The sequence below is a fragment of the Streptomyces sp. NPDC002032 genome, from assembly GCF_042890765.1.
GTDB lineage: Bacteria > Actinomycetota > Actinomycetes > Streptomycetales > Streptomycetaceae > Streptomyces.
In genome coordinates this window covers 88,873-102,108 of the sequence record NZ_JBIASM010000019.1, presented here as the reverse complement: position 1 = coordinate 102,108, position 13,236 = coordinate 88,873, and the positions used below count along the sequence as shown (strand labels likewise).

The following is a 13,236-nucleotide window of genomic DNA, read 5'->3' as shown; positions in this document are numbered from 1 at the left end:
GTGGTCACGGTCACCACACCTCTCCCTGCTTGCGCAGCGAGCGCCGGTAGACCAGCGCGAAGATCATGAGCAGGGCGAGGATGAGGACGCCCCAGGTCGCGGAGCCGGCGAAGTCGCGCGGGCTCGCGATGAAGGCCTCGCGGAAGGCCTGGGTCACCAGGATCTCGGTGGAGTCGCCGGGGCCGCCCCGCGTCAGCAGGAAGATCACCGGGAACATGTTGAAGGTCCAGATGGTGGAGAGCAGGATCACCGTCATGCTGACGGCGCGCAGCCCGGGCAGCGTGATGTGCCGGAACCGCTGCCACGGGCTCGCCCCGTCCATCTCGGCGGCCTCGTACAGCTCGCCGGGAATGGACTGCAGTCCGCCGAGCAGGGCGACCATCATGAAGGGGACGCCGAGCCAGACGTTGACGGCGATGACGGAGAACTTGGCCCAGGTCGGGTCGTCGAGCCAGGGCACGGCGGAGATGCCGCCGCCGTCGAGGACCTTGTTGAGGATGCCGTTGTCGCGGTTGAAGAGGAACCGCCAGGCGAAGACGGAGACGAAGCCGGGGACGGCCCAGGGCAGGATGAGCGCCATCCGGTAGGCGGCGCGGCCCCGGAACCGCCGGTTGAGCATGGTGGCGAGGCCCAGACCGAGGGCGAAGGTGAGGGACACGCACGCGACGGTCCACACCACGGTCCACACCAGCCGCTGCCAGAAGACCGGGTCGCCGAGCACGGCGGTGTAGTTGTCCAGCCCGACGAACCGGTACGTCGCCTCGATGTGGCGGACGCCGATGGTGCGCGAGACGTTGCGCTCGTTGGCGTCGGTGAGCGACAGGTAGACGCCCCGGACGAGCGGCCACCCGATGATCACGCCGAGGACGAGGACGACCGGGGCGATCATCGTCCAGGCGTACCAGTGCGTGGCGAGGGCCCGGGCGAGGCCGCGGCCCGCCCGGGGAGGTGCGGTGGCGGTCGAGCGGCTGGGGCCGCGGGCGGCGCCGGAGTCCTCCCCGGCGTCCGCGCCCGCGGCCTTCGCCACCGACCGGCTGGTGTCGGCAGCCATCGTTGTCGCTACTTCCAGCCCTTGAGGATCTTGCGGAACTCGACGCCGGCCGCCTTGGCCGCGTCCTCGGGGCTCGACGCCCCGGTGACGGCCTTGGTGTACTCGACCTTCAGCGGCTCGAAGAGGGAGCCGTTCTCCGGGATCCAGGCGCGCTCGACGGCCTTGTCGACGGCCGGCTTGAAGAACTGGACCATCTCGCTGGCCTTGACGTCGGGCTGCTCGTAGGCGGCCGTGCGCGTCGGGAGCAGGCTGAGGTCCTTGGCGGACTGGACCTGGACCTCCTGCGAGGTCATGTACTCGACGAAGGCGTGCGCGGCGGCCGTGTTCTTGGAGCCGGCGTAGACGGCGAGGTCGTGGCCGCCCTGCGGGGCGCCGGCCTTGGCGGAGCCGGCCGGGACCGGGGCGACGCCGAGGTTGGCCTTGTCCTTGAACTGGTCGCCCGCGTAGCTGTCGGCCACGGCCCAGGGGCCGTTGATCATCATGGCGGCCTCCCCGGACTTGAAGGCGGTCTGCATGTTGGTCCAGCCGTCGGTGGCGTTGGTGGTCGCCGCTCCGGAGGTGACCAGGTCGCGGGCGGCCTTGAAGGCCTTGACGCCGGCGGCGTTGTCGACGGTGACCGTCTTGGTCTTGGCGTCGACCAGGTCGCCGCCCTCGCCGTAGATGAAGGGGAGGAACCAGTAGGAGTCGTCGCCGCGCAGGTAGAGGCCGGTCTTGCCGGTCTTCGCCTTGATGGCGGCGGCGGCGGTCTTCAGCTCCTCCAGGGTCTTGGGGGGCTGGACGCCGGCGTCGGCGAGCATCTTCTTGTTGTAGAAGAGGCCGAGGGTGTCGATGACCTGCGGGACGGCATAGGTCTTGCCCTCGAACTTGCCGCTGGCGGCGGCCTGCGGCAGGAACTCCGCGTCGATCTTCTTCGCGGTGTCGGCCGGGACCTCGTCGAGGTAGCCGAGCGAGGCGAAGTCGGCGACCCAGCCGACGTCGGCGCGGATGACGTCCGGGGCTTCGGAGCCGCTGCTGAAGGCGTTCTTGACCTTGTTCTGGGCGTCGCCGTACGGGACGTTGACGTACTTGACGGTCACCTTCGGGTGCTTCGCCGTGAACGCCTCGGCGATCTTCTGGAAGCTCGCCTTCTCGGCGTCGTTCGAGGTGTCCCACCACGTGACCGTGCCGGAGAGCTCGCCGCCGGCCTTGGTGTCCCCACCGTCGCCCTTGGTGTCACCGCCGCAAGCCGTCGCCGCGAGCGCCAGGGTCGCGACCAGCGCGGTGGCCGCTATGCCACGCCGCATATGAACTCCTTCGATGATCCCGGACGCGCCCTCGCGGTCCCGAGTTGCCAGGAACGTAACAAGCCTGAAAGCCGACCGAAAGACCTTGCGGCAATTTTCTGCAAGAGGAGCTGATCGTTACATCCGTGTGTCCGTACGGTTGCCGCGGCTTGCTGTCAGTTCGAGTCCCCTTCGATGGCCCGGGCCCGCAACCAGGGGGCGTGTGCTCGCGTTGACCCCGATATGACCCACGAGTTGACGGCCCTCCCGCTTGCAAGCTCTTCCAGCAACTCCACGGCAAGCGGCGGCTGGTGGCGCGACGCCGTCATCTACCAGGTGTACGTGCGCTCCTTCGCGGACAGCGACGGCGACGGCGTCGGAGACCTGCGCGGGGTGCGCGAGCGCCTCCCCCACCTGGCCCGCCTCGGCGTCGACGCCGTATGGCTGACCCCCTTCTACGTCTCCCCGCAGGCGGACGGCGGCTACGACGTGGCCGACTACCGGGCCGTCGACCCCCTCTTCGGAAACCTCGCCGACGCCGACGACCTCGTCCGGGCCGCGCACGAGCTGAACCTCCGGGTCATCGTCGACGTGGTCCCCAACCACACCTCCGAGCGGCACCCCTGGTTCCGCGCGGCCCTCGCCGACGAGCCGGGCGCCCGCGCGCGCTACCTCTTCCGCCCCGGCCGCGGCGCGGACGGCGCGCAGCCGCCCAACGACTGGGAGTCCGTCTTCGGGGGCCCGGCCTGGACCCGCGTCCCGGACGGCGCCTGGTACCTGCACCTGTTCGCCCCCGAACAGCCCGACCTGGACTGGGATCACCCCGAGGTGGCCGAGGAGTTCGCCTCCGTCCTGCGGTTCTGGCTGGACCTGGGCGTGGACGGCTTCCGCGTCGACGTCGCCCACGGCATGGTCAAGGCCCCCGGCCTGCCCGACATCGGCCGGGGCGCGCAGGCCACCCTGATCGGCACCGAGCCGCTCCCCTTCTTCGACCAGGACGGCGTCCACGCCATCCTCCGCTCCTGGCGCCGCCTCCTCGACTCCTACGGGGGCGGCCGCATCGGCGTCGCCGAGGCCTGGGCGCCCACCTCGGAGCGGCTCGCGCTGTACGTCCGCCCCGACGAACTCCACCAGGCCTTCAACTTCCGCTTCCTGAACTGCCCCTGGGACCCGGCCGCGATGCGCACCGTCATCGACGAGTCCCTCGCCGCCACCGCCTCCGTCGGGGCCCCCACCACCTGGGTGCTGTCCAACCACGACGTGGTGCGGCACGTCACCCGCTACGGCGGCGGCGCCCGGGGCCTCGCCCGGGCGCGGGCGGCGGCGCTGCTGATGCTGGCGCTGCCCGGGTCCGCGTACGTCTACCAGGGCGAGGAGCTCGGCCTGCCCGAGGTCACCGACCTGCCGGACGAGGTCCGCCAGGACCCGGCCTTCCACCGCACCACCGGCCAGGACGGACTGCGCGACGGCTGCCGGATCCCGCTGCCCTGGACCGGCACCCGGCCGCCGTACGGATTCGGGCCCGGCGGCAGCTGGCTCCCGCAGCCGGCCGACTGGGCCCCCCTGAGCGTGGCCGCGCAGACCGGCGATCCGCACTCCACGCTGGAGCTGTACCGGGCCGCGCTGGAGCTGCGCCGCGCCCTGCCCGGCCTCGGCTCCCCGGACGCGGGCCCCCTGACCTGGCTCCCCTCCCCCGAGGGCACGCTCCTGTTCACCCGGCCCCACTTCGCCTGCACCCTCAACACCCGGCCCGCCGCGCTCGAAATGCCCGCGCCCGGCCGCCCGGTCCTCTCCAGCTCCCCCGTGGAGACGGACGGCCGCACCGTGCTGCTGCCCGCGGATTCGTGCACGTGGTGGGCTTTGTGAGGCGGGGACCGGTACAGTCCAATCCCGTGACCGCACGGCTAGCCGACATCGCAGCCCAGGCGGGGGTCAGCGAAGCCACAGTCAGCCGCGTGCTCAACGGCAAGCCCGGTGTGGCCGCGGGCACCCGTGAATCCGTGCTGGCCGCGCTCGACGTGCTCGGCTACGAGCGGCCCGTACGGCTGCGCCAGCGCAGCGCGGGGCTCGTCGGACTGATAACCCCCGAGCTGGACAACCCCATCTTCCCGGCGCTCGCGCAGGTCATCGGCCAGGCGCTGACCCGCCAGGGGTACACCCCCGTCCTGGCCACGCAGACGCCCGGCGGGTCCACCGAGGACGAGCTGACCGAGATGCTCGTGGACCGCGGGGTCTCCGGGATCATCTTCGTCTCCGGGCTGCACGCCGACACCACCGCCGACATGGGCCGCTACGACCAACTCCGCGGCCAGGGCGTCCCGTACGTCCTCATCAACGGCTTCTCCGACAAGGTGCGCGCCCCCTTCGTCTCCCCCGACGACCGGGCCGCCATGCAGCTCGCCGTCACCCACCTGACCGCGCTGGGGCACACCCGCATCGGCCTCGCCGTCGGACCCAAGCGGTTCGTGCCGGTGCTGCGCAAGATCGAGGGCTTCCGGCTGGGGATGAGGGAACGGCTCGGTCTCGACGAGGCCGCGACCGAGGAACTGATCCAGCACTCCCTGTACACGCTGGAGGGCGGACAGGCCGCCGCGGCCGCGCTCATCGCCCGGGGCTGCACGGCCGTCGTGTGCGCGAGCGACATGATGGCCCTCGGCGCGATCCGGGCCGCCCGCCAGCAGGGCCTCGCGGTCCCGCGGGACGTGTCGGTGGTCGGCTTCGACGACTCCCCGCTCATAGCGTTCACCGATCCGCCGCTCACCACCATCCGCCAGCCCGTGCAGGCCATGGGGCAGGCCGCGGTGCGCACGCTGCTGGAGGAGATCGGCGGTACGCCGGCCCCGCACAGCGAATTCGTCTTCCTTCCGGAGCTGGTGGTCCGCGGGTCCACCGCCTCCGGCCCGGGGCAGCGCCGCGGCGCGTAGCCGCGTTCCCCGCGGATCGCGTGTAGTCCGCAGGGCGGAGGGCAGGCGCAGAAGACCGTCCCGAGGGATGATCGGAGGCGAGAACGCATCTGGCAGACTCTCTCCCCATGGGTGAATCGAGCGTGAAGACACTGGAAACCCGGACGGACGTCTCGTCACCCCCCGTGACCGAGAGTGAGGCCCGTCCGGGGTCCGAGCGCACCCTCCTCACCCGGCTGCGGCTGCCCCGCCGGCCGCGCATCTGGTTCGAGGTCCTGCTGATCGCGGTCAGCTACTGGACGTACTCGCTGATCCGCAACGCGGTGCCGGAGCAGAAGGCGGCCGCCCTGGCGAACGCCGACTGGATCTGGAGCGTCGAGAGCGCCCTGGGCATCGCGGTGGAGCACTCCGTCAACCACGCCGTGAACTCGGTGACGTGGCTGATCGTGGGGATGAACTACTACTACGCCACGCTGCACTTCGTCGTGACGATCGGCGTGCTGGTGTGGATCTACCGCTTCCATCCGGGGCGTTACGCGGCGACGCGGCTGGTCCTCTTCGCCACCACGGGCGTGGCCCTGGTCGGCTACTACTTCTACCCGCTCGCGCCGCCCCGGCTCATGAACGGCGGCGGGTTCGTCGACACCGTGCTGGTCCACCACACCTGGGGGTCCATGGCCTCGGGGAACCTCAAGCACATGTCGAACCAGTACGCGGCGATGCCTTCCATGCACATAGGGTGGTCGCTCTGGTGCGGGCTGACGATCTTCGCGGTCGCCTCCGCGCCATGGGCCCGAATCCTGGGCCTGCTCTACCCGACGGCCACCCTCGTCGTCATCGTCTCCACCGCGAACCACTTCTGGCTGGACGCCGTCGGCGGCATGATGTGCCTGGCCTTCGGGTACGCCGCCTCGCGCCTGTGGTACGGCTCGCTGCCGCACCGGCTGCCGCGCCAGCCGGTGAACACCGGGCCGCACCCCGCCTCGGCCCTGCTGAACCGCTTCCGGCGGTAGCTCCCCGCCTCAGCCCTCCCCGTGGGTGATCCGGCCGCCCGAGACGGTCAGGCGTACGGGGGCCCCGGCCAGCTCGTCCGGGCCCGCGGTGACCGGGTCGACGGTGAAGGCCGTCAGGTCCGCGCGCAGCCCGGGCGCGATCCGGCCCGCCACCGCCTCCTCCCCCGCCGCGAGCGCCGCGTGCGAGGTCATGCCCTCCAGGGCCATCAGCCCGGTCAGGACCCGTCCGCCGGACGCCGCGCCGCGGGGCCGCAGCGCGGTGGCGAGGACCTGGCGGGCGTCGTGGTGGGCGATGGGCCAGTCCGAGCCGAGGGCCAGGACGGCTCCCGCGTCGCGCAGGTCCCGGCAGCGCCAGGCCCGTCCGGCGCGTGCGTCGCCGAGCCGCTTCGACCACTCGTCGGTGTGGTCGGCGCGGGTGTACGCGGTGTGCGGGGGCTGCATGGAGGCGATCACCCCCAGCTGCGCGAACCGGCCCAGCTGGTCGTCGGGGACGGTCTCGATGTGCTCGATCCGGTGCCGCATGCGGGCCCGGGGCCCCAGGCCCTCGACGGTGTCGAGGACGTGGCGGACGGCGGCGTCGCCGATGGCGTGGGTGGCGGTGCGCACCCCGGCCGCGTCCAGGATCCGCACCGCGCGGGAGTAGGCGCGCGGGTCCGGCCAGAAGGCCTCGGTGCCCTGGCCGTGGCAGTCGGCGTGCTCCAGCCAGGCGGTGCCGCCCTCGACGGTGCCGTCCATGAAGAACTTGACGCCGCCGATCCGCCAGTGGCGCCCGGCGGTCGACTGGAGGGCGATCAGGGCGGCGAGCTCGTCGTCGTCTGCGCCGGGCATGCACCAGGGGGCCAGGCGCAGCCGCAGCGGGAGGTCGTGCTCGTACTCCAGGCCGGCGAGGAGCGCGGGGACATCGCCGTCGCCGAGGTCCATGACGTGGGCGCCGGTGAGGCCGGTGGCGGCCATGTCGGCGAGGAGGGCGAGCAGCCGGGCGCGGCGCTCGGCGGGGGTGGGCTTGGGGGCGAGGGCTGCGACCAGGGCCATGGCGGCGTGCTCGACGAGGTGCCCGGTGGGGCGGCCGTCGCCGTCGCAGACGATCTCGGAGCGCTGCGGGAACGTACGGGGGCCGGTGATGCCCGCCGCGGCGAGGGCCGGGCCGCTGGCGAGGGCGGAGTGGCCGTCGTAGAGGCGCAGGAAGGCGGGGGCGCCGGCCAGGGCGTCCTCGATCGCGGTCCGGTCGACGGGGCGGCCGCCGAAGGCGTTGTGGTCGAGGCCATGGCCCAGCACCCAGCCGCCGGTGCGCTCGGCGGTGCGCAGGACGGCGCGCAGCCCGTCCAGGTCGCGGACGGCGGAGAGGTCGGTGCCGGTGGCCATCTCGATGCCCCAGACCGGGTGGCTGTGGGCGTCGGTGAGGCCGGGGGTGAGGGTGGCGCCGGCCAGGTCGACGACGCGGGTGCCGGGTCCGCGCCAGTCGCGTACGTCGCGCTCGTGGCCGACGGCGACGATGTGCCCGTCGGCGATGGCTACCGCGCCGGCTTCGGGGCGGGCGGGGTCGAGGGTGCGGACGCGGGCTCCGGTGAGGACGGTGTCGGCAGCGGGCACGGCGTTTCTCCTTGGCGGGGTGTGGCGGGGCGGTCTTCGGCGGGGCGGTCTTCGGCGGGGCGCTCTTCGGCGAAGCGGGCGTAGACCTCGGGGCGGCGTGACTCCAGCCGTCCGGCCAGGGCGAGCCCGGCGAGGAAGACGGCGGGGACGAGCGCGACGAGGACGGTGTTGACGGTCGGGGAGGCCATGGTGAACAGGCCGACCTTGGAGACGACGAGACAGATCGCGACGGTCAGCAGCACGGCGGCGGCGACGGGCGCGATCACGGTCCGCCAGGGTCCCTCGGAGTGGGCGGTGCGCCGGAAGTAGACGGGTACGGCGATGGCCGCGAGCAGCATGAGCGCCATGAGGCCGATCATGCCGGGTGTGTTCACCCAGAGCAGGAGCTGCTGGTACGGGTCGGCTCCGGCGAGGGCGAAGCCGAGCACGATGACGGCGCCGAGGACGGTCTGGGCGGCTCCGGCCAGGTACGGGGAGCGGTGGCGGGGGTGGACGCGGCCGAGGGCTGCGGGCAGCACGCCCTCCTCGGCGAGGGCGAGCACGTAGCGGTTGATGGCGTTGTGGAAGGCGAGGAGGGAGGCGATGACGCTGGTGACGATGAAGAGGTGCATCAGGTCCGCCGCCCAGGGGCCGACGTAGGTGCTGATGGCGGTGAAGAAGAGGCCGCCGGGGTCCTGGGCGGCGGCTGCGGTGACGTCACCGGCGCCGTAGGCCTGGATGACGGTCCAGACGATGAAGGCGTAGAAGAGGCCGAGGAAGGCGACGGCGATGTAGGTGGCGCGGGGGACGGTGCGGTCGGGGTCGCGGGCCTCGCGGCGGTAGATGACGGTGGACTCGAAGCCGGTGAAGGCGGCGAACGCGAAGGCCAGGACGGCGGCGGTGCCGGGGACGAGGACGGCGCCGGGGGCGAAGGAGCCGGCGGAGAGACCGTGGGCGCCGCCCTTGAGCAGGACCCCGCCCGCGAGGAGGACGAGTATCCCGGTCTCGGCGACGAGCAGGACGCCGAGCAGCTTGGCGCCGAAGTCGATGGAGCGGTAGCCGCCGTACCAGATGAGGAGGAGGCCGGCGAGGGAGACGGGCAGCCAGGGGATGTCGAGCCCGGCGAGGGCGCGGCCGGTGTCGGCGGTGGTGGTGCCGAGGAGGCCGTAGACGCCGATCTCCATGCCGTTGTAGCCGATGAGGGCGAGCAGGGCGGCGCCGATGCCGACGCGCTTGCCGAGGCCGCGGGCGATGAAGGCGTAGAAGGCGCCGCCGCTGGTGACGTGGCGGCTCATGGTGGTGAAGCCGACGGCGAAGACGGCGAGGGTGAGGCCGGCGAGGAGGTAGCCGGCGGGGGCGCCGATGCCGCCGAGGAGGATGGCGACGGGGGCGACGCCCGCCATGACGGTGAGGGGGGCGGCGGCGGAGACGACGAAGAAGGAGATGTCGGCGGTCCCGAGGGCGCCGGTGCGCAGCGGATCGGTGCGCACCGGATCGGCGCCCTGGGCGTCGGGGAACGGGGCGCCGGGGAGCGGGGCGTCGGGGAGCGGGGCGCCGGGCGCTGGCGGTCTGTACTGCTCGGGCGTTTCGGGCATGCGGAGGCACCCTTCTGCGAACGGCAGGCGGCGGGGAAACAAAAACCTAAAGGCTTTCGGTTCGCGGCAATGTAGCCTCCCGTTTTGGCGTACGGGAAGACCTGGACGAGGGAGAACACCGATGGCACGGCCGCGCACCCCCCTGCTGGACCGGGAGCGGATCGCCACCACGGCCCTGCAACTGGCGGCGGAGCAAGGGGACTTCAGCGTTCCGCAGATCGCCCGGGCCCTGGGGGTGCAGACGGCGTCGCTGTATCACCACGTGGACGGCCGGGCCGGGGTGGTGGAGCTCGTACGCGAACGGGTGTGCGCCGCGATCGACGACGCGGCGCTGGCGCTGGAGCCCTGGGACCGGGCGCTGGAGGCCTGGGCCCGCTCCTACCGGGCCGCCTTCGCCGCCTATCCGCGGGCCATCCCGCTGCTGATGACGACCCCGGTGCGGGAGCCGAGGGTGCTCGCGCACTACGAGCGGGCGGTGGCGCTGCTGCGGACGGCCGGATTCCCCGAGGAGCGGGTGATGCCGCTGCTGACCGGCCTGGAGAACCTGATCCTGGGCTCGGCCCTGGACCTGGCGGCGCCCGAGGCCATGTGGGAGCCCTCGGAGCACACCCCGCTGCTGGCCGGGGCCCTGGCGGCGGGCGGCCCGGGCCGGGCCGACGCGGCGTTCGACCTGGCCCTGACGGCGCTGCTGTCCTACGCCGCGGCCCTGCGGGCCCCGTAAGGGCTCAGGCCCCGTAGAAGAGGTCGTCCACCACCGCGCGGGCGCGGCGCGTCGTACGGCGGTAGTCGTCCAGCATCTCGCCGACCCGGCCCTCCGGGTAGCCGAGGTAGCGGCCGACCGCCGCCAGTTCGCGGACCTCGGTCGGGAAGGTGTCCCCGGCCCGGCCGCGGACCAGCATGACGGCGTTGCGGACGCGGGTGGCGAGCACCCAGGCCTCGTCGAGGACCTGCGCCTCCTCCGTCGGGATCAGCCCGGCGGCGTGCGCGGCGGCCAGGGCCCGGCGGGTGCGGGTGGTGCGCAGGCCCGGTTCGGCCCAGGCGTGCCGCATCTGCATGAGCTGGACGGTCCACTCGACGTCGCTGAGGCCGCCGCGGCCGAGCTTGGTGTGCAGGGTCGGGTCGGCGCCGCGCGGCAGCCGCTCGGCCTCCATCCGGGCCTTGAGCCGGCGGATCTCCCGTACGGCGTCCTCGCCGAGGCCCTCGACGGGGTAGCGCAGCGGGTCGACCAGCTCGATGAACCGGCGTCCCAGCTCCTCGTCCCCGGCGACGGGTTCGGCCCGCAGCAGGGCCTGGCTCTCCCAGGTCAGGGACCAGCGGCGGTAGTAGGCGGCGTAGGAGGACAGGGTGCGCACGAGCGGGCCGGAGCGGCCCTCGGGGCGCAGGTCGGCGTCGATGAGCAGCGGCGGGTCCGCGGTGGGCAGCTGGAGGAGCCTGCGCATCTCGGAGATGACGGACTGGGCGGCCTTGGCGGCCTCCTGTTCGTCGACGCCCTCGCGGGGCTCGTGGACGAAGAGGACGTCGGCGTCGGAGCCGTAGCCGAGTTCGTGCCCGCCGAAGCGGCCCACGCCGATGACGGCGAAGCGGGTGGGGAGGGTCTCGCCCCACTGGTCGCGGACGGCGGCGCGCAGGGCTCCGGCGATGGTGGCGGCGGTGAGTTCGGAGACGGCGTCGCCGACCCGGTCGACGAGGGCTCCGGGGTCCTCTTCGGCCGGGTTCTCCTCCGTACCGTAGGAGGAGATGATGTCGGCGGCGGTGGTCCGGAACAGTTCGCGGCGGCGGACCCCGCGGGCGGCGGTGACGGCCGCCTCGCCGCTTTCGGCGCGGCCGACGGCGGCGAGCACCTCCTGTTCGAGCGCCTCGTGGGCCCGCGGCTCCAGCCCGCCGGGGTCACCGAGCAGGGCGACGGCCTCGGGGGCCCGCATCAGCAGGTCGGGGGCGAGGCGTCCGGCGGAGAGCACGCGGGCCAGGTTCTCGGCGGCGGCGCCCTCGTCGCGCAGCAGCCGCAGGTACCAGGGGGTCTTGCCGAGGGCGTCGGAGACCTTGCGGAAGTTGAGCAGTCCGGCGTCCGGGTCGGCGGAGTCGGCGAACCAGCCGAGCATGACGGGCAGCAGGGTGCGCTGGATGGCGGCCTTGCGGCTGACGCCGGAGGCGAGGGCTTCGAGGTGGCGCAGGGCGGAGACCGGGTCGGCGTAGCCGAGGGCCTCCAGGCGCTGGCCGGCCGCGCGCGGGGAGAGCCGGGTCTCGCCGGGGGTGAGCTGGGCGACGGCGTCGAGGAGGGGCCGGTAGAAGAGCTTCTCGTGCAGGCGGCGGACGGCGGAGGCGTGCCTGCGCCAGGCCTTGTTGAGCTCGGCGACGGGTTCGGTGCGCAGGCCCATGGACCGGCCCAGGCGCCGCAGATCGGCTTCGTCCTCGGGGACGAGGTGGGTGCGGCGCAGCCGGTAGAGCTGGATGCGGTGCTCCATGGAACGCAGGAAGCGGTACGCGTCGTTGAGCTGGGCGGCGTCGGCGCGGCCGACGTAGCCCCCGGCGGCGAGGGCGTGCAGGGCGTCGAGGGTGCTGCCGGAGTGCAGGGTGGCGTCGCTGCGGCCGTGCACGAGCTGGAGCAGCTGGACGGCGAACTCCACGTCGCGCAGGCCGCCGGGGCCGAGTTTCAGCTCCCGGTCGATCTGGGCGGCGGGGATGTTGTCGACGACCCGGCGGCGCATCTTCTGGACGTCGGCGACGAAGTTCTCGCGTTCGGCGGCCTGCCAGACCAGCGGGCTTATGGCGGCGATGTACTCGGCGCCGAGCTCCTCGTCCCCCGCGACGGCGCGCGCCTTGAGCAGGGCCTGGAACTCCCAGGTCTTGGCCCAGCGCTGGTAGTAGGCGAGGTGGGAGGCCAGGGTGCGCACCAGGGGGCCGTTGCGGCCCTCGGGGCGCAGGTTGGCGTCGACGGGCCAGATGGTGCCCTCGACGGTGGTCTCGGAGCAGATCCGCATGAGGTGGGAGGCCAGGCGGGTGGCGGCCTGGATGCCCTTGCCCTCGTCGGTGCCGGGGGCCGCCTCGCCGACGAAGATGACGTCGACGTCGGAGACGTAGTTGAGCTCGTTGCCGCCGCACTTGCCCATGGCGATGACGGCGAGCCGGCACTGGCGGGCGTCCTCGGGAGCCGCGGCGGCGGCGATGCGCAGGGCCGCGCGGAGGGTGGCGGTGGCGAGGTCGGCGAGTTCGGCGGCGGCCTGGGCGACGTCGGTGGTGCCGCAGACGTCACGGGCGGCGATGGAGAGCAGGCAGCGGCGGTAGGCGACGCGCAGGGTGACGGGGTCGTCGGCGTCCGCGAGGCCCTGTTCGAACTCGGCGAGCCCGGGGTGCAGGTCGGCGGCCTCGTAGGTGACGAGGGCCTGCCAGTCCCGGGGGTGCCGGGCGAGGTGGTCGGCGAGGGCCTCGGAGGCGCCGAGGACGCCGAGCAGGCGGTCGCGCAGGGGCTTGGCGCTGACGAGGGTGTCGAGGAGGCGGGGCAGTTCCTCGGGGGTCTGGGCCTCGGCGAGCCGGACCAGCCCGAGGAGGGCGAGGTCGGGGTCGGCGGTGGCGCCGAGGGCGTCGAGCAGGACCGGATCGGCGCGTACGGCGGCCAGCGCGTCGGCGTCGAGGAGCCGGGCCGCGGTGGAGGGGTCGGTGAACCCGCTCCGCAGCAGTCGGATGAAGGTGCTGCTCCTGCGTCCCGGGACTGTCATCCCGCCGCCTCCCGAGTGCGTCGCCGCCGGTGGTCGGCCGGCGCTGCCGGTGATGGTGGCCGGCCTGGGGGCGAGCCTAGCCGGAGCAGGCGTTCGACTCACCCGCGTGGCGTGGCGAATATCATGAGGC

General features: G+C 73.3%; 9 protein-coding genes. 4 read left to right on the top strand and 5 right to left on the bottom strand.

From position 1 onward, the window contains the following. Window positions 1–10: 10 nt before the first annotated feature. Both ACFYYT_RS31305 and ACFYYT_RS31300 read right to left on the bottom strand, forming a co-directional pair. A complete protein-coding gene (locus ACFYYT_RS31305) occupies window positions 11–1,051 on the bottom strand; it encodes a sugar ABC transporter permease (protein WP_351828880.1) in 1,041 nt (346 codons plus the stop codon). An 8-nt stretch (window positions 1,052–1,059) separates the two neighbouring features. Then, window positions 1,060–2,334: an extracellular solute-binding protein gene (locus tag ACFYYT_RS31300; RefSeq protein ID WP_351828878.1), complete on the bottom strand. Its 1,275-nt coding sequence runs from the start codon at window positions 2,332–2,334 to the stop codon at window positions 1,060–1,062. Between the two features lie 222 nt (window positions 2,335–2,556). Here ACFYYT_RS31300 and ACFYYT_RS31295 point away from each other — a divergent pair, with 222 nt between their 5' ends. From ACFYYT_RS31295 to ACFYYT_RS31285, 3 genes are all read left to right on the top strand, one after another. Continuing rightward, window positions 2,557–4,179: a glycoside hydrolase family 13 protein gene (locus ACFYYT_RS31295; protein WP_351828876.1), complete on the top strand. Its 1,623-nt coding sequence runs from the start codon at window positions 2,557–2,559 to the stop codon at window positions 4,177–4,179. 26 nt (window positions 4,180–4,205) lie between these two features. Beyond that, window positions 4,206–5,237, top strand: a complete 1,032-nt coding sequence (locus ACFYYT_RS31290) for a LacI family DNA-binding transcriptional regulator (protein WP_351828874.1) — start codon at window positions 4,206–4,208, stop codon at window positions 5,235–5,237. 107 nt (window positions 5,238–5,344) lie between these two features. Then, window positions 5,345–6,229 carry a phosphatase PAP2 family protein gene (locus ACFYYT_RS31285; protein WP_351828871.1) on the top strand — a complete coding sequence of 295 codons (885 nt, stop codon included), beginning with the start codon at window positions 5,345–5,347 and terminating at the stop codon, window positions 6,227–6,229. Between the two features lie 9 nt (window positions 6,230–6,238). Here ACFYYT_RS31285 and ACFYYT_RS31280 read toward each other — a convergent pair whose 3' ends face one another. Further along, window positions 6,239–7,819 (bottom strand): amidohydrolase, encoded by a 1,581-nt coding sequence (locus tag ACFYYT_RS31280; protein ID WP_351828869.1) that lies wholly within the window; start codon window positions 7,817–7,819, stop codon window positions 6,239–6,241. Further along, the gene (locus ACFYYT_RS31275) at window positions 7,741–9,393 is read right to left on the bottom strand and encodes an APC family permease (RefSeq protein ID WP_351828866.1); all 1,653 of its coding nucleotides are present in this window, start codon (window positions 9,391–9,393) and stop codon (window positions 7,741–7,743) included. The genes ACFYYT_RS31280 and ACFYYT_RS31275 overlap by 79 nt, the downstream gene beginning before the upstream one ends. A 121-nt stretch (window positions 9,394–9,514) precedes the next feature. Here ACFYYT_RS31275 and ACFYYT_RS31270 point away from each other — a divergent pair, with 121 nt between their 5' ends. Then, window positions 9,515–10,114: a TetR/AcrR family transcriptional regulator C-terminal domain-containing protein gene (locus tag ACFYYT_RS31270; protein ID WP_351828864.1), complete on the top strand. Its 600-nt coding sequence runs from the start codon at window positions 9,515–9,517 to the stop codon at window positions 10,112–10,114. 4 nt (window positions 10,115–10,118) lie between these two features. Here ACFYYT_RS31270 and ACFYYT_RS31265 read toward each other — a convergent pair whose 3' ends face one another. After that, complete coding sequence (locus ACFYYT_RS31265; protein WP_351828861.1) at window positions 10,119–13,106, bottom strand: bifunctional [glutamine synthetase] adenylyltransferase/[glutamine synthetase]-adenylyl-L-tyrosine phosphorylase; 2,988 nt, start codon at window positions 13,104–13,106, stop codon at window positions 10,119–10,121. Between the last annotated feature and the right edge of the window lie 130 nt (window positions 13,107–13,236).